Origin of the sequence: Corallococcus exiguus (assembly GCF_009909105.1) — a bacterium.
In the GTDB taxonomy this organism is placed as follows: Bacteria; Myxococcota; Myxococcia; order Myxococcales; family Myxococcaceae; genus Corallococcus; species Corallococcus exiguus.
Genome location: NZ_JAAAPK010000005.1, coordinates 311,617 through 327,875, shown reverse-complemented (window position 1 = coordinate 327,875; position 16,259 = coordinate 311,617). Strand labels below are relative to the sequence as shown.

15 protein-coding genes are annotated in these 16,259 nt (G+C 70.7%); 11 read left to right on the top strand and 4 right to left on the bottom strand.

Features of this window, described 5'->3' with window-relative positions; genetic code table 11:
* The first annotated feature begins 19 nt into the window (after positions 1-19).
* Together GTZ93_RS21490 and GTZ93_RS21485 are read left to right on the top strand one after the other, a co-directional pair.
* Positions 20-322, top strand: a complete 303-nt coding sequence (locus GTZ93_RS21490) for a hypothetical protein (protein WP_121778421.1) — start codon at positions 20-22, stop codon at positions 320-322.
* A 103-nt stretch (positions 323-425) separates the two neighbouring features.
* On the top strand, positions 426-1,859 hold the full coding sequence (locus GTZ93_RS21485; protein WP_167548309.1) for a serine/threonine-protein kinase: 1,434 nt from the start codon (positions 426-428) through the stop codon (positions 1,857-1,859).
* 98 nt (positions 1,860-1,957) lie between these two features.
* On the opposite strand, the gene GTZ93_RS21480 is transcribed toward GTZ93_RS21485, so the two are convergent.
* Positions 1,958-2,815 (bottom strand): YsnF/AvaK domain-containing protein, encoded by an 858-nt coding sequence (locus tag GTZ93_RS21480; protein WP_139919739.1) that lies wholly within the window; start codon positions 2,813-2,815, stop codon positions 1,958-1,960.
* Positions 2,816-3,174: 359 nt separating this feature from the next.
* Here GTZ93_RS21480 and GTZ93_RS21475 point away from each other — a divergent pair, with 359 nt between their 5' ends.
* The 8 genes from GTZ93_RS21475 (at position 3,175) to GTZ93_RS21440 (ending at position 12,023) form a co-directional block, all read left to right on the top strand.
* Positions 3,175-3,495 carry a hypothetical protein gene (locus GTZ93_RS21475; RefSeq protein WP_126933376.1) on the top strand — a complete coding sequence of 107 codons (321 nt, stop codon included), beginning with the start codon at positions 3,175-3,177 and terminating at the stop codon, positions 3,493-3,495.
* Between the two features lie 161 nt (positions 3,496-3,656).
* Entirely contained in the window at positions 3,657-4,865 is a 1,209-nt protein-coding gene (locus tag GTZ93_RS21470; protein WP_139919740.1) for an ABC transporter substrate-binding protein, read from the top strand.
* A gap of 20 nt (positions 4,866-4,885) precedes the next feature.
* The gene (locus tag GTZ93_RS21465) at positions 4,886-5,806 is read left to right on the top strand and encodes a branched-chain amino acid ABC transporter permease (RefSeq protein ID WP_120579542.1); all 921 of its coding nucleotides are present in this window, start codon (positions 4,886-4,888) and stop codon (positions 5,804-5,806) included.
* Positions 5,806-6,873, top strand: coding sequence for a branched-chain amino acid ABC transporter permease (locus GTZ93_RS21460; protein WP_139919741.1), 1,068 nt, complete (start codon positions 5,806-5,808; stop codon positions 6,871-6,873). The genes GTZ93_RS21465 and GTZ93_RS21460 overlap by 1 nt, the downstream gene beginning before the upstream one ends.
* Positions 6,870-7,757, top strand: coding sequence for an ABC transporter ATP-binding protein (locus tag GTZ93_RS21455; protein ID WP_139919742.1), 888 nt, complete (start codon positions 6,870-6,872; stop codon positions 7,755-7,757). Before GTZ93_RS21460 ends, GTZ93_RS21455 begins: the two co-directional genes overlap by 4 nt.
* The gene (locus GTZ93_RS21450) at positions 7,754-8,506 is read left to right on the top strand and encodes an ABC transporter ATP-binding protein (RefSeq protein WP_139919743.1); all 753 of its coding nucleotides are present in this window, start codon (positions 7,754-7,756) and stop codon (positions 8,504-8,506) included. Before GTZ93_RS21455 ends, GTZ93_RS21450 begins: the two co-directional genes overlap by 4 nt.
* 179 nt (positions 8,507-8,685) lie before the next feature.
* Positions 8,686-9,453 carry a hypothetical protein gene (locus tag GTZ93_RS21445; RefSeq protein WP_167548263.1) on the top strand — a complete coding sequence of 256 codons (768 nt, stop codon included), beginning with the start codon at positions 8,686-8,688 and terminating at the stop codon, positions 9,451-9,453.
* Between the two features lie 173 nt (positions 9,454-9,626).
* Complete coding sequence (locus tag GTZ93_RS21440) at positions 9,627-12,023, top strand: WD40/YVTN/BNR-like repeat-containing protein (protein ID WP_139919745.1); 2,397 nt, start codon at positions 9,627-9,629, stop codon at positions 12,021-12,023.
* Here the strand turns inward: GTZ93_RS21440 and GTZ93_RS21435 are convergent.
* Positions 12,020-12,673 (bottom strand): YiiX/YebB-like N1pC/P60 family cysteine hydrolase, encoded by a 654-nt coding sequence (locus GTZ93_RS21435; RefSeq protein ID WP_257979295.1) that lies wholly within the window; start codon positions 12,671-12,673, stop codon positions 12,020-12,022. The two genes, GTZ93_RS21440 and GTZ93_RS21435, sit on opposite strands and share 4 nt — an antisense overlap.
* A gap of 262 nt (positions 12,674-12,935) precedes the next feature.
* Here GTZ93_RS21435 and GTZ93_RS21430 point away from each other — a divergent pair, with 262 nt between their 5' ends.
* Positions 12,936-15,131 (top strand): PhnD/SsuA/transferrin family substrate-binding protein, encoded by a 2,196-nt coding sequence (locus GTZ93_RS21430; RefSeq protein ID WP_139919746.1) that lies wholly within the window; start codon positions 12,936-12,938, stop codon positions 15,129-15,131.
* Here the strand turns inward: GTZ93_RS21430 and thpR are convergent.
* Together thpR and GTZ93_RS21420 are read right to left on the bottom strand one after the other, a co-directional pair.
* Positions 15,128-15,679: an RNA 2',3'-cyclic phosphodiesterase gene (gene thpR, locus GTZ93_RS21425; RefSeq protein ID WP_139919747.1), complete on the bottom strand. Its 552-nt coding sequence runs from the start codon at positions 15,677-15,679 to the stop codon at positions 15,128-15,130. The two genes, GTZ93_RS21430 and thpR, sit on opposite strands and share 4 nt — an antisense overlap.
* A gap of 15 nt (positions 15,680-15,694) precedes the next feature.
* Positions 15,695-16,240 carry a metal-dependent hydrolase gene (locus GTZ93_RS21420; RefSeq protein ID WP_139919748.1) on the bottom strand — a complete coding sequence of 182 codons (546 nt, stop codon included), beginning with the start codon at positions 16,238-16,240 and terminating at the stop codon, positions 15,695-15,697.
* Positions 16,241-16,259 lie beyond the last annotated feature (19 nt).

The window sequence follows — 16,259 nt, the reverse complement described above, 5'->3', positions numbered from 1 at the left end:
TTCCCCTGGAGCCTCCCTCATGGAGCTGACCGAAGCCGTCATGATCATCATGGTCACCGGCATGACCGTCGGTGTGCCGCTGCTCGGCCTCACGCTGCGCTTCGCCCTCAAGCCCGTGATTGAGACGTGGCTGCGCGTGCGCGAGGTCCAGGCCCGGCCCGCCGGGGAGCTGGAGGCGCTGCGCGCGCGCGTGGCGCACCTGGAGTACATGCTGGACCGCCACGGGCTGCTGGAGCACCCCGTGACCCGCGCGACGCCGGAGCTGGGTGAACTGCCGGAGCGCCTGTCTCCGATGGTGCGCGTGGACCGCGAGCGCGTCTGACGTCCCACCCGGTGGGCGCTGCATCCCCGCCGGGTTTTCGGGTATTGATGAATGCGTGGCATTCCAATCCCCGGAAGAAGAGCTGGCCTTCCTGCGCGGCCTGATGGCCGTGAACCGGATGGCCGACGACATCCTCGAGGACTGCCTGGAGCGGGGTCTGGACCTCGACACCGGCCTGGACGTGTTCCTCACGCAGTGCGCCCGCATGGTGCACGCGAAGGCGGGCTTCGTTTCGCTCCGGGGCACGCGAGGCCCGGTGCTGACGCGCGTGCTGGGCGAGCTGGGCGTGGACGTCTTCGAGGCGGCCCACTGGAGCGGCCCCCGGAAGCTGCGCGAAGGCCGGATGCTCTTCTGCCAGCAGCTCACCCTGGGGCGGCTGAACCTGGGTGGACTGGGCCTGGTGGTGGATGGGAACTTCGAGGACGGCGGCCAGCGGGTGATGGGGCTGGTGGAGGCGATTGGCGAGCAGCTGGACTCGGCGGTGCTGTCCTTCCTGGCGCTGACGGACGGCCGGGGACCGCTGGAGCGGCTGGACGAGCTGGACGTGGAGGGCACGCCCGTCAACCGCGGACGCATTGGCCGCTATGAGGTCGTGAAGCCCCTGGGCACGGGCGGCATGGCGCAGGTGCTCATCGCTCGCACGCGCGGGCCGGAGGGGCTGGGGCGGCTGGTGGCGCTCAAGCGCATCCTGCCCCACCTGACGGCTCAGCCAGAGATGGTGCAGCAGTTCCTGGACGAGGCGCGCATCGGCCTGCGGCTGTCGCACCCCAACCTGGTGCACGTCTACGACTTCGGCGAGGCGCAGGGCGCGTACTACATGGCCATGGAGCTGGTGAACGGCATCGACCTGGACCGGCTCTTGCGCGCCAACAAGGGGCCGCTGGAGCCGGCGGTGGTGTCCGCCATCGTGTCGCAGGCGCTGCTGGGGCTGCACGCCGCGCACTCGCTCAAGGGCGAGGACGGCGCGCCCATGGAGCTGGTGCACCGCGACCTGTCACCGCACAACGTGATGGTGGGCTTCGACGGCCAGGTGAAGGTGCTGGACTTCGGCGTGGCCAAGGTGCGCGCGCAGCGCACGGTGACGCTGCCGGGCATCGTGAAGGGCAAGCCGCTCTACATGTCCCCGGAGCAGGCGCTGGGCCAGAAGCTGGACGCGCGAAGCGACCTGTTCGCCATGGGGCTCGTCCTCTACCAGGCCCTCACGGGCCGGCGCGCCTTCGAGCGCGAGGACGAGTTGGACACCATGAAGGCCATCTGCCAGGAGAAGCTGACGAAGCCTCCGGAGGTGCCCGCGCCTTTGTGGAACGTGCTGTCGGTGGCGCTGTCCAAGGACCCCTCGGCCCGCTTCCCCACCGCGCACGCCATGGCGGACCGGCTGGTGGCCGTGTCTTCTCCCGCGCGTGATACGGCGCTGGCGGCGCTGGCGGGGCGGCTCTTCCCGGAGCGGCTGCGCGACTCGCAGCGGCTGGAGACCGCCGTGAACCACCAGCGGGAGTCCCCCACCCGCGCGACGCCGCCCACCCGCTCGCCGCGCTGACACGACGAAGTGCCACCTCCCCCGCACACCGCGCGCGTGAAGGCGCGGCATGCGGGGGCGGAGCACAAGGACCGTTCGAGGCTTCCTTCCCGTCCGCGCTACGAGCGCTTGAGCGGGTCGATGTCCGCGTCCGCGCGGTAGCCGGCGCGGCGCTTCTCCTCGTCCACGTTGGGCTCGGTGCGCACCACCTTCACCTCCTCCAGCTCCTCGTGGCGGACGCGGCCCTCCATGCTGCGGCGCTCCTCGATGGGGCGCTTGTGGATGGTGATTTCCTCGTCCGTGTACGCGCGCTTGGTCAGCTCCGCCTCCTCCGCGCTCAGGGGGATGCGGATGGTCTCCTCCCGGAAGTCCGCCACGTCGCCGGGAATGTTGTCGCCCTTCACCGCCCGGCGCACCACCTCCACCTCCTCGTGGCGCAGCGGGACCTCCACCGTCTTCCGCTCCTCGACGACAATCTTGCGCACCTGCGCCTCGCCCGCGGAGCGCTGGCGTTTGGTGACGCCCAGCTCCTCATGGTGCGTGCGCAGCGTGACGTCCTCGTTCGCGATGCGCTCGGCGGCTTGGATGTCGGTGCGCAGCTCGCGCTCCTTCAGCTCCCGGTCCTTGATGCCGACCTTCTCCGCGCCGGTCCGGGGCACGTCTCCGACCTTCGTGGTGCCCGTCTTCAGCCCCGCGCCAATGCCACCCATGGTGCCGCCGGTGGCCGTCGCCGCCGTCGCGCCCACGGCGCCGGCGTCGGACAGCCCTCGCAGCGCCTCGCGGCCGTGGTTGAGGTAGATCTCCCCGTTGCGGATGTCGCTCACCTCCAGGTAGCGGACCAGGTAGTCCTTCGGGAAGAACATCCCCTTCTCGATGTGGAACTCGCCCTCGCTCACGGCGAACACCTTGCCCAGCTTCTCGCCGTCGCTGCTGCGGACCGTCATCCCTTCCTTGATGTCGTTGCGCTTGATCATCATGGACTTGGCTCCTTGTGCCTTCACGTCGGGTCGGATGTGGTCGCGAGCGGAACGCCAGGGCCGTCCAGCGCGCTGGAGAGGGTTTCCTGGGGGGAAGTGGACGCTGAAGTGTCCGCCACGGCCATCACCCGAAAAGTGGGTTCAATGACGCCCAAGAAAACCCCTGGTGCTGGATGCTCCAGGGGCTCGGTACGCCGTCCGCCGCTGGCAACGCCGCGCCGGACGCCTCCCCGCTTCCTGTCCGGAGGGCAGGCATGCGGGAGCGGAACCCCCGGGCTTCACGCTGGCGGCGCGCGTCCCCACACCTCACTGTGAGGGCGCGAGTCCGGATGGACCGGCCCGTGCGAGAGGAGCCTGTGATGCGAGCCACGAGGCCTGGCCGGGGACTCGGGTGGATGGCCGGCGCGGTGGGACTGCTGGTGGCGGGCCGACTCCGGCGCCGTCGCGCGGGAGCGGTGCTTCCGGAGTCCATTCCGGAAGCGGTGCCAGTCCTGGAGCCCGTCACCTGGACGCCCACCGCGCTGCCGGACCCGGAGGACCCTCCCTCCGCCGGGTGGTCGCTGACGCACGAGGACATGGCGCCCTGGGAGGACCGCGAAGCACCAGAGGCCGGACCCCAGGGCCTCCCGAGGATCCGCCGGGGACCGTCGGGCCGGGAGCACTACTGGCTGGAGCCCTGAGCGGACCTGGCGCGCACTTGGGGTTGGGGCAGGGGGGCGCGACAGCGATGTTTCGGGGTGTTGGCGGGACTCCGGAGCCAAGCTGTGCGCTTGACCCATGGGGAGGGCTCCCCTAGAAAACCGGGGCTTTGCCCGTCATCTCCCCCGGAGGAAGCCCCCACATGCGACGACTTGCCCCGATGCTCCTCGCCGCGCTCGCCGTCCTGGCGGCCGCCTGCGAGAAGAAGACGCAGCCCACGGGAGAGGCGGGAGGCGCCCCCTCGGCGCAGGCCCCGGTCACCGCGCAGGGCGGCACGCCCCCGGCGGGTGATGACGTCATCGTGCTGGGTGAAGTGGGCGCGCTGACGGGCGGTCAGGCGACGTTCGGCATCTCCACCCGCAACGGCATCGCGCTGGCGGTGAAGGAAGCCAACGCGGCCGGCGGCGTGAAGGGCAAGAAGCTGGTCGTGCGCGTGTACGACGACCAGAGCAAGCCGGAGGAGGCCGCGCAGGCCGTCACCCGCCTCATCACGCAGGACAAGGTGGCGCTCATCCTGGGCGAGGTGGCTTCGTCCAGCTCCCTGGCCATGGCGGAGAAGGCGCAGGCGGCCGGCGTGCCCATGATCACCCCGTCGTCCACCAACCCCTCCGTGACGGAGAAGGGCGACAACATCTTCCGCGTCTGCTTCATCGACCCGTTCCAGGGCTTCGTGATGGCGAAGTTCGCGCGGGAGAACCTCAAGCTGAACAAGGTCGCGGTGCTCCAGGACAACAAGAGCGCCTACTCCATTGGCCTCACGGAGGTGTTCCGCCAGAAGTTCGCGGAGATGGGCGGGAAAATCACCGCCACGGAGAGCTACAGCCAGGGCGACACGGACTATCGCGCGCAGCTGACGGCCATCAAGAAGACGCAGCCGGAGGGCATCTACGTGCCGGGCTACTACAGCGAGGTGGGCATCATCGCCCGCCAGGCGCGCGAGCTGGGCCTGAAGGTGCCGCTGATGGGCGGCGACGGCTGGGACTCCGAGAAGCTCTTCGAGCTGGGCGGCAGCGCCATCGACGGCAGCTACTTCTCCAATCACTACTCGCCGGACAACCCGGACGAGCGCGTGAAGAAGTTCATCGCGGACTACAAGGCGGACAACAACGGCGCGGTGCCGGACGCGCTCGCGGCGCTGGGCTACGACGCCGCGCGCGTCGCCATCGAGGCGCTCAAGAACGCCCCGGACACCAGCGGCCCGGCCCTGCGCGCGGCCATCGCGAAGACGAAGGACTTCCCCGGCGTGGCGGGCAACATCACGCTGGATGCGAAGCGCAACGCGGTGAAGTCCGCCGTGGTGCTGAAGGTCGCGGACGGCAAGTCCACCTACGTCACCACCATCTCGCCGTAACCCAGGGCCCACCCCGGCATATGTCGCAGCTCATCCAGCACCTCATCAACGGTCTGGCCGCCGGCACCATCTACGCCCTGGTCGCGCTGGGCTACACGATGGTGTACGGCGTCCTCAAGCTCATCAACTTCGCCCACGGCGACGTGATGATGGTCGGCGTCTACATGGGCTACGCCACGGCCTTCGCCCTCGGGCGGCAGGCGCAGCGCTCCATGTGGGGCGTGGTCCTCATCTTCGCGGTGGCCATGGTGGGGTGCGCGCTGCTTGGCTTCCTCATCGAGCGCTTCGCCTACCGGCCGCTGCGCGAGAAGCCGCGCCTCACCGCGCTCATCACCGCCATCGGCATCTCGTTCGCGCTGTCGTACGGCTTCCAGCTGGACATCGGCTTCCTGCCGGGCGCGTCCCCCCGGGCCTTCCCGGAGGTCATCGTCCCCAGTGAGTGGTTCATCATTGGCGACCGCGACGTGGTGGTGTGGAACTGGCAGGTCATCAGCTTCATCATCGCCGTGGCGCTGATGGCCGGGCTCCAGTTCCTCGTGTACCGGACGCGCTTCGGCAAGGCGATGCGCGCGGTGTCCTACGACCACCGCACCGCGGCGCTGATGGGCATCCCCACCGACCGCATCATCGCGCTGACGTTCATGCTCTCCAGCGCGCTGGCGGCGGGCGCGGGCCTGCTCTACGCCATCAAGGACACGTCCGTGAGCCCGCTCATGGGGCTGTACGTGGGCCTCAAGGCCTTCGTGGCGGCGGTCATCGGCGGCATCGGCAACGTGCCGGGCGCCGTGGTGGGCGCGCTCCTGCTGGGTCTGGTGGAGGAGTTCGTGGTGGGCTACGCGGCCAGCACCTGGCGTGACGCGGTGGCCTTCGGCTTCCTCATCCTGGTGCTGCTGGTGAAGCCGGGCGGTCTGTTCGGCCGCGTCGCGGCGGAGAAGGTCTGATGGCTGGAAGCGCGACGACGTTGGCCGACGAGTCCGTGGGCCGCGTGCCCCCAGCCCTGCGCGGCATCCTGCCCGTGCTCATCGCGGTGCCGTTGGTGATCCTGGCGGATGTCCTGCTGAACACCTCGCCCTTCGCCACGTACCTGCTGTCCGTGGTGGGGGTGAACATCATCCTCGCGGTGAGCCTCAACATCGTGAACGGCATGACGGGCCAGTTCTCCATTGGCCACGCGGGCTTCATGGCCGTGGGCGCGTACATCGCGGGCGTCACGTCCCTGGAGTTGAAGGAGGTGGCGCTGTCCTTCCTGCCGGTGGCCGCCAGTGACCAGGTGCTCTTCACCGTGGCGCTGCTCGCGGGCGGCACCTGCGCGGCGCTGTGCGGCTTCCTGGTGGGCCTGCCGTCCCTGCGGCTTCGCGGGGACTACCTGGCCATCGTGACGCTGGGCTTTGGCGAAATCATCCGCGTGGTGGTGCAGAACACGGAGGCCTTCGGCCGCGCGCTGGGCCTCTCCGGCATCCCGCAGTACTCCAGCGTGGCCATGGTGTACTTCTGGGTCTTCCTGGTGGTGCTGGTGTCCCGGCGCATCGCGGGCTCCAGCCACGGCCGCAGCCTGTGGGCCATCCGCGAGGACGAGGTGGCCGCCGAGGCCATGGGCGTGGACACCACCGGCTACAAGGTCCGCGCGTTCGTCATCTCGTCGTTCTTCGCGGGCATCGCCGGCGGACTGTTCGCGCACTTCGTGCCCATCATCAACCCGGGCTCGTTCACCTTCGTGAAGTCCATGGAGATCGTCGTCATGGTGGTGCTGGGCGGGCTGGGCTCCAGCACGGGCGCCATCGTCGCGGCCATCTTCCTCACGCTCTTGCCCGAAGGGCTTCGCTCGCTGTTCGGCGCGCTGGGCGCGGGGGGCAGCCTGGCGCAGAAGGTGGATCAGATCCGCATGCCCGTGTACGGCATCCTGCTGGTCGTGCTGATGCTGGCGCGGCCGCAGGGCCTGTTCGGCACGAAGGAGCTCTGGGACGTGCTGCCCCGGTGGCTTCCCCGGAAGAAGAAGGGGCTGACATGAGCGCCTCCGTGACTCCTGTCTCCGCCTCGGGCACTGGAGACGCGCTGCTCCAGGCGTCCGGCGTGAGCATCCGCTTCGGGGGCCTCAAGGCCCTCACGGACTTCAACCTCACCGTGCGCCAGGGCGACCTGCTGGGCCTCATTGGTCCCAACGGCGCGGGCAAGTCCACCGCGTTCAACGTGCTCACCGGCGTGTACCAGCCCACCGAGGGCGAGGTGCGCGTGGCCGGGCAGCGGGTGAACGGCTGGGTGCCGCATCAAATCAACCACCTGGGCCTGGCGCGCACGTTCCAGAACATCCGCCTGTTCCGCGCGCTGACGGCGTTGGACAACGTGAAGGTGGCCTGCCGCGCGCAAGGCGCGCTGCACCCGGTGGTCATGGGCCCGCTGGCCAAGGCGGGCACGGCGATGCGCAACTACCGCGACTGGTGGCGCGCGCTGCTGCTCACCCCCGGCTTCCAGGCGGAGGAGCGCGAGCTGACGCGCCAGGCGGAGCACCTGCTGGAAGTGATGGGCCTGTCGCACCGCCGCGATGAAGAGGCGAAGAACCTCCCGTACGGCGAGCAGCGCCGGCTGGAGATCGCCCGCGCGCTGGGCACCCGCCCCAAGGTGCTGCTGCTGGACGAGCCCGCGGCGGGCATGAACACGCGTGAGAAGGCGGACCTGATGGTGCTCATCCGCCGGCTGCGCGACGAGTTCTCGCTGGGGGTGCTGGTCATCGAGCACGACATGAAGCTGGTGATGGGCATCTGCGAGCGCATCACCGTGCTGGACCACGGCGAGACCATCGCCCGCGGCGCTCCGGCGGAAGTGCGCAGCGACCGCAAGGTCATCGAGGCGTACCTGGGCGACAGCTACCTGGAGTCCCACGGAGGCGCGGCGTGAGCGAGCCGGTGAAGGTGCTGGGCGAGCGGCGCGCGTTCGAGCCGCTCCTGTCGGTGGAGGGCATCCAGGTCCGCTACGGCGCCATCCAGGCGCTCCGGGGCGTGTCCCTGACGGTGGGCAGGGGCGAGATGGTGGCCCTCATCGGCGCCAACGGCGCGGGCAAGACGAGCACCCTGCGCGCGGTGAGCGGCATGCTCAAGCCGACCGCGGGCCGCATCACGCTCGCGGGGCAGGACATCACGGGCTTGAAGGCGCACCAGCTGGTGCCGCGCGGCATGGCGCACGCGCCGGAGGGCCGGGGCATCTTCCCCAACCTCACCGTGTTCGAGAACCTGGAGCTGGGCGCGTACCTGCGCAAGGACACCGCCCAGGTGCGCCTGGACATGGACAAGGGCTTCAGCCTGTTCCCGGTGCTGCGCGAGCGTCAGAAGCAGCTGGCGGGCACGCTGTCCGGTGGCGAGCAGCAGATGCTGGCCATCGCCCGGGCGCTGCTCAGCAAGCCGCAGCTGCTGCTGCTGGACGAGCCGTCCCTGGGCCTGGCGCCGCAGGTGACGGAGACCATCTTCCGCACCCTGCGCGAGGTGAACGCCACCGGCGTCAGCGTGCTGCTGGTGGAGCAGAACGCGCACCTGGCCCTCAACGCCGCCCACTACGGCTACGTGCTGGAGACGGGCGAGGTGGTGATGGCCGGCCCCGGCAAGGCGCTGCTGGAGAGCGCCGAGATTCGGCGCGCGTACCTGGGGGAATAGCCCTCCCGCGCCGACTTTCCGGCCCCGGCTCGGTGTCCGCCCCCGGACGCTTCCGGGGGCGGGGCCAGGGCAAGTTGCTCGCGCCGCGTCGAAACTCGGGTAGTCAGCGGCGGAGGACTTCGTCTAGCGTCCGACAAGACAAGCTGTTTTCTTCCACTTCCCGCTCAGGAAGCGTGCCCATGCGCCCGTTGTCCCGCCTCCTCCTTGCCTCGCTTACCACGCTCGCGCTCATCGCCGGTGCGTGCGCCAATCAGCAGAAGACCGACGGCTCCTCCTCGGGCGGCACCGGTGGTCCCTCGGCCACCTCCACCATCGAGGACGTGCCCAACGAGCCCACTCCGGGCGCGGATGGCACCGCGGCCACTCCGGCCCCGGAATTCAAGCCCTACGAGGCAGCGGAAGGCTTCACCATCGGCATGCCGATGGAGCCCCAGGTCGCGCGCAGGCAGATCCCACTGGGCGCCAACACGGTGAACACCGCGGCCTTCACCGTGCGCACCGAGGACAACACCGTCTACTCCGTCAGCACCGCGGACTACCCGGAGCGGCTGGTGGCGAGCCGTCCCCCGGAGGCCCTGCTGAACGAGGGCAAGGACGGCCTCGTGAAGGAGGTCCAGGGCACCCTCAAGGAAGAGTCGGACATCACCCTGGATGGCTACCCCGGCAAGGCCTACTCGGTCAGCTCGCCCGTCCACGGCGAGGTGAAGGCGCGCAACTTCCTGGTGGGCCCGCGCCTGTACACGCTGCTGGTCATCTACAACCCCAACCACCCCAACACCACGGCGGAGCCGTTCCTCAACTCGCTGAAGCTGGTGAACCCGCCCCCGGCCATCACCACGGTCACGCCGGACGCCGGCACGGGCGCGGACGCGGGCACGATTGAGGGTGCGGACGCGGGCACGGCCACCGACGCGGGCACCGCCGCTCCGCGCCGCCGCAAGAAGTAGTCGCAGGACGCTGACGCGACGCTCCCAGGGTCCGGGGGCGTCGCGCGGTGTGCGGTGTGTTCACCTGTCCGCGCGGAGAATGCCGGGCCCTTCAGGTCCGCCTCCGCCGGATTGCCCCCGGGTCTGTCATCCCTACCTTTCGGGAGGGGATACGACAGGGGGCGCTAAAGCACATGATGTCCTGGGTGGGGGCCCTGCTGACCACGGTGGTGGCGGCGGGAGGAGTGCCCATGGTGCCGGCCGGCGGGGGCAATGCCCTGACGCTGCCGGCGCATCGGCACGCGGTGCGGATTGAAACAGGCAATGGGCATGCGCCCACGTGGCTCCTGGCCATCCAGCAGCAGGGGGCGGAGGGCGAGGGGCTGAACCTGTTCCGTTCCGAGGACGGGTTCCAGGGCTTCTCCAAGCTGGCGGAAATCCAGCCGGATGCGTCGCACCACGACCGGGCGGAGCTGGTCGCGGTGGGGCGCGACGTGGCGATGGTCTACGCGTACGAAGGCCCCTCACTGGCGGCGTCGTCGCGGCACGACGTGTACTTCCAGTGGTGGCGCTACGACGCGGCGCAGGACACCTGGACGCCGGAGCCGGCGGTGCGGGTGTTCAACGCGGACAGTGCGACGGCGTATTCGCGGGCGCTGCTGGCGCGGGACTCCAAGGGGCGGCTGTGGGTGCAGGCGTTCCGGCTGGAGTCGGACGGCGGCTCCACGGCGGTGGTGGCGGTGTCCACGGACGGGGGCACAAGCTTCCAGAAGCAGCCGGACCTGGGGCGCACGCGGAAGCGGGGCGGGGGACGGCTGCTCAGCGTGGGGTCCAAGCTCGTCTTCTTCTGGGCCATGCACGACGGCTTCGAGCCCACGCGGCTGCGGGTGCGTGACGCGGCGGATCCGCTGGACACGTGGGGGCCGCAGCGGGACGCGTTCTCCGACGGCATCTACCACGGCGCGGCGTTGAGCGCGGTGGAGGACGGCGAGGGCGGCATCCACCTGGTCTACAAGGACGAGACGGAGCGGCTGTACTACCGGCGCTTCGACGGGACGTCGTTCGGTTCGCGCATCCTGGTGGAGGGGACGCCGGACTGGGCGTTGCAGCCCGCGGTGACGCGCATCGGGGACGCGCTGTATGTCTTCTACAATCACTTCCAGACGGCGACGGATTACGAGATCCGCGTGCGGGTGCTGCGCAACGGCGTGTTCAGCGACCCGGTGACGCTGGATTCGCGCACGAGCTTCAAGGGCTACCTGAGCACCCTGGACGTGCTGCCGGACAGCGTCACGGAGGTGCCGTGCTTCTACGGCGACGCGGTGGACGCGAACTCCAGCGGCCGGGTGATGCGCGTGGCGCTGGCACGTCAGCCGGAAGGAGGCGGCGGTTCCGGTCAGGACGGCGGGACGCCGGATGGCGGCGCGGGGACACCGGATGGCGGTGGTTCGAGCGACGGAGGCTCGGGCACCACGGATGGCGGCGTGGATGCGGGGACGCCGGATGCCGGCTCGGGCACGGATGCCGGTGTCGATGCGGGGACGCCGCCGGTGGATGGCGGCGTCCAGGGACCGGTGACGCTGGAGCCGGTGTTCACGAACACGACGCACGAGGTGCTGGCCATGGACGGCGCGGGCACGGTGTACGCGCTGGCGCTGGACGGAAGCCGTTCGAAGTTGTGGGCGAGCACGGACGGCGGGCGCACCTTCAGCGCGAGAGGGCAGGGCGTGGGCGGTGCGTCGTTCTGGGTGATGGCGGCGCTCAAGGACGGGACGCTGCTGGCGCAGATGAGCCGCGGTGGCAGCTACCACCTGGAGCGCTCCACGGATGGCGGGCGCACGTGGGCGGACGTGGCCTCGCTGGGGAGCTACCGCGCGATGTCGCCCGCGAGCTTCGCGGAGCTGGGCAGCACGGTGTTCTTCCTGGAGTACCAGACGTTCACCTCCGGGAACACGCCGCTGCGGCTGTGGGCGAGCACGGACGGCGGAGCGACGTGGGCCACGCGAGCGACGTTCCAGGACCACCGGCACGGCACGGCGCTGTACGCGGACGCGACGCGCACCGTGCTGTGGGCCACGTTCGGGAGCAGCAGCGCGCAGGCGGCGGTGGTGCGCTCGACGGACGGCGGGCGCACCTGGACGAAGGTGATGGGTGGCTACGCTGCCAACGCGGTGACGGGGACGGTGCTGCCGGGAGGTGAGCTGCTGCTGGGGCAGTCCACGCTCTATGAGCCGGAGCACCCGAAGCTCTTGCGCGTGTACGCGAGCGGAAGAGTGGACGCGCTGATGACGCTGCCGGGGCCGGCGTACTCGGTGGATGCGCTGACGGGAGGCGGCTTCGTGCTGGGAACGGCGAGGGCGGACGTGGGCGACGTGCAGCCCGCGTCGGACCTCTACGCGCGGCTCTTCACCAGCACGGACGGCGTGACGTGGACGGAGGCCCGGAGATACGAGCGGGCCACCAGCGGCGTCCTGGCCCGCGCGGAGGTCTGGGGCGTGCTGCCCGGCGGCGACCTGGTGGTGCGGGCGGAGAACCTGAGGGGCTTCGGAACCGGAGGGAAGGGGTTCCAGGTCCTGCGCGTGAAGCGCTAAGGCGCCCGCGGGAAGTTCGAATACACGACCGCGAGCCGGGCATCCGCCGCCAGGCTCGCGGGCGTCACCAGCTCCAGGTCCACCGGCACCGGACCGCGGTAGCGCTCCGCGATTTCACGCTGCAGCCCCGCGACGTCCAGGTCGCCCAGTCGCTCCATCTTCCCGTACTCCACGCCCGCGCCCGTCGCGTACGCCTTGCGCACCAGCTCCGAGCAGTACATCGCCTCGTCTCCCCAACCGAAGAGCGCGTCGTACGGCTTGCCCAGGTGCCGCTTCGCCTCCTCCACCGCTCGCGCCTTCGCCGCGTCATCCACCCCCTGCGGCCGCATCACCAGGAGCCGCCCCTTCACCCCGCGCGCCTTCCACTTCGCGAACGGTGTGCGCTTCACCGGCTGCACGGCCTCCACCACGAACGTCCCGTCCGGCGTCACCTCCACCAGCCCCACGTGCGACAGCGGGCTGTGCGTGGCCACCTGGATGGCCTTCGACTGGCGTGATTCCGACGTCTGGAACACCACGTCCCCGGTCCGCACCTTCGCCGCCACGCCCTCCGCCTCGCGCGGCGCCGCCTGCGTCCCGCGGCCCACCAGCCACGTCGCCCCCACCAGCACGAGGGCCAGCAGCCACATCCCCCTGACGATCCAGCGCATCCGCCCGTCCCTTCCATGGGTTGCACCCGTCCACCCACCCCCAGTGCAGCCCCGGTGCCAGCCGTTTCAGAGCGAAAGTTCACCCTTGGTATGTGGAAGTCGCTTCCGACCCTGGGTCGGAACATGGTAAACCTGGGGAATCTACTTATTACAGCGATTCAAGAATAGTGTGGCATTGCCGGAAATTTTCAGGTAACTAGCGAGCACTCGCGAGCCGGCAATCCGGGCGCGCGGAAGAGGGGGCTCATCGGAGGAATTCGTCGTGACCGCATCGAACGCGCCCATCCGTTGCCTGCTCTATCCGTCCCTCGGCGAGGTACGGGAGCACGTGCGCGTGGAGCTGTTCGCGCGGGCGCTGTCGGAGCGGATGGGCCGCCCGGTGGTGATGTCCATGTCGCCCACCTACGAGCACCTGGAGGCGGAGCTCGCTTCAGGCCGGGTGGAGATGGCCTGGGGCACCGCCGAGCAGTGCAACGCCTTCGAGCCGCAGGCGCGCGCGGTGCTGCGCGCGGTGCGCTCCGGCAGCTGCTACTACCACGCGGCCTTCATCTGCCGCGCGGACGAGCCGCTGACGCTGGAGACGCTGGCGGGCAAGCGCGTGGCGTGGGTGGCGCCGCGCTCCACCGGCGGGCACCTGTTGCCGGTGCGCCACCTGGAGTCGCTGGGCCTGCGCCCGGACACGCTCTTCTCCGAGCAGCGCTTCCTGGGCACCTACCGCAAGGCGCTGGACGCGGTGCTGCGCGGCGAGTCGGACCTGTGCGCGCTCTTCTGCAACCACAAGGACGCGCACGCGATGCGCGCCACGCTGACGACGTACCTGGGCGCGGACGCACCGCGGCTCACGCCGTTCCTGTTCACCATCCCCACGCTCGCCGACGGCCTCATCCTCACGAAGAGGATGCCGGAGGCGGACGCGCAGGCGCTCATCTCCGTCCTCACCCGGATGAACACCGACGGCGCGGGCCTGGAGATGCTCATGGGCCCCTTCCGGGTGGAGACCTTCGTTCGGTCTCCCGGCCTGGATGCGCCCGCGTCCGGCCCGCGTCCCACGGGGGTCGCCGAGTACGTGGCCGGAGAGCTGGACGCGGAAGGCCGGTGCCTGCGGCTGTGGTCCCCGTCCGGCCGTGCCTTCGGCCGCGACATGCGCGGCGGGGAGGGGCGCATGTTGGAGGAGGTCCTGGGCACCGCCGCGAGCAAGCCCCTCATGTCCCTGCTCCAGGCCGTCCTCCAGGGCGGCTCCGACGGCCGGCTGGAGTACCGGCTCACCGTGAACGGCGACGAGCGCGTCTACGCGGCGGAAATCACGCCCTGCGAGCCCTCGCCCGGGGACACGGGCGTGCGGCTGGGCCTGCTGGTGCGCGACGTCAGCGGCCTGCGCGCGCTGGAGGATCCGCTGTACCGGCTGGCGTCGTTCCCGCTGCTGCACCCTGAGCCGTTGCTGGAGCTGGGCATGGACGGGGAGCTGCGGTACGCGAACCCCGCCACCCACGCGGCGTTCCAGGACCTGGTGGAGATGGGCGCCGAGCACCCGCTGGTGAAGGCGGCGGTCATCTGGGCGTGGCGGGGCGCGCCCCCGGGAGAGCCCGCGCCCACGGTGCACCTGGACGGGCGCTACTGGGAGCTCACGGTCGCGCAGCTGTGGGACCCGCCGGGCCTGCGCGTGTTCGCGCGCGACGTGACGCTGCGCAAGCAGATGGAGGCGCGGCTGTTCCAGGCGGACCGGCTGTCCGCGCTGGGCTCGCTCGCGGCGGCGGTGGGCCATGAGATGAACAACCCGCTGGCCTTCGTGCTGGCGAACCTGTCGTTCATCCGCGAGGAGATGGACCGCCTGAAGCAGCCGCTGCTGGACGGCAAGGCCGTGCCGCGCGAGGACCTGGAGGACATGCTGGATGCGCTGAGCGAGACGGTGGAGGGCGCCACCCGGCTCAAGCACATCGTGCAGGACCTGCGCACGCTGTCGCGCAAGCCGCCGGAGCACCGCGCCCGCGTGGCCGTGCAGCCGGTGCTGGAGAACGCGCTCAAGCTGCTGCGCGGCGAACTGCAGCACCGCGCGCGGCTGGAGCGGGACTTCCACGACATGCCCACGGTGGACGCGGACGAGGCGCGCCTCACCCAGCTCTTCCTCAACCTGCTGCTCAACGGCCTGCAGCAGATGGACACCCAGGACGCCGCGAACAACGTGCTGCGCGTGGCGGCCTACACCAGCGAGGACGGCGAGGTGGTGGTGGAGGTGCAGGACTCCGGCAAGGGCCTGTCCCAGGACGCGCTCGCGCACATCTTCGAGCCCTTCGCCACCGCGCGCCCCAACAGCACCGGCCTGGGCCTGTCCGTGAGCCACACCATCGTCACCGGCCTGGGCGGCACGCTGCGCGCGGAGAGCCGCGAGGGCCGCGGCACGCTGCTCACCGTCACGCTGCCGGCGGCGGTGCCCGTGGCCGAGGGCCTGCGCGCCTGCTAGTCGCGCTCCAGCATCACTTCCAACCGGGGCACGTAGTGGCCGCGCGTGCTCTCGAAGAGCACCAGCCGGTCCACGCGCCCCTCGCCCCATGACGCGCTCTGCAGCTCGCGCGCGCACGCCGCCAGCGCCGGGTCTCCGCGCGGTGGCCGGGCCCGGGCCAGCGTCAGGTGCGCGATGTACTCGCCGTGCTCGGACGTGAAGCCCAGCGGCTCCAGCGCGCGCGCCACGTCCGCCTGGAGCGCCTTCAGCGCGGCGGTGTCTCCGCGCACGTCCGCCCAGAGCACACGCGGGTGGGACGGCGGGCCGAACGCCCCTCCGCCCGCCACCGATAGTACGAACGGCGAGTGATACAGCCCCACCGGCTCCAGCGCGTCGCGCAGCTCCGGCAGGCGGCTGTCATCCACGTCCCCCAGGAAGAGCAGCGTCAGGTGCACGCCCTCCGGCCGCACCCACTTCGCGTCGGGAGCAAGGGTGCGCAGCCGCTCGATGCCCCGCTCGGTCTCGGCGGTGAGGGCCTCTCCCAGCGTCACGGCGGTGAACAGGCGCATCGTGAAAGACCTCCTTCAGGGAACCTGGACGCTCCCCTCCGCGCGTGCCTTCTTCCGGGGCCACAGCGCGTAGATCCATGCGGGCAGGAACACGAGGAACTCCACGCCGCTCACGTACAGGCCTCGCGCGGACAGCATGCCCGCGCCAATGGGCGCCACCGGCAGCGGACGCACCGGGGCGAAGACGCGCGCGTTGGAGAAGGGCCAGAAGAGGGCCGCGCCCAGCCCACCGTCCGTGAGCGTGTCCAGGATGCCGTGGCTGGCCACCGCCGCGAGCGTCAGCAGGCCCCAGCGCGTGGCGGACTCCCCCTTCCACCGGGCCAGCGCCGCCACCGCGAGCGCCACCCCCGCCGCGAAGACGAACGAGTGCGACGCACCGCGGTGTCCCCACGTCGCCGCGTAGGGGATGCGCAGCGCGAACGCCACCACGTCCGCGTCCGGCAGCAGGGCGAGCAGGGACAGGAACGCCATCACCGCCACCCGCCGCCGCCAGGGTGCGCCCGACCCCGTCTCGTAACGCCCCAGCGCCATGCCCACCGCTACGTGCCCGATGCTCGCCATTCGCCGGACCCTAACGCAC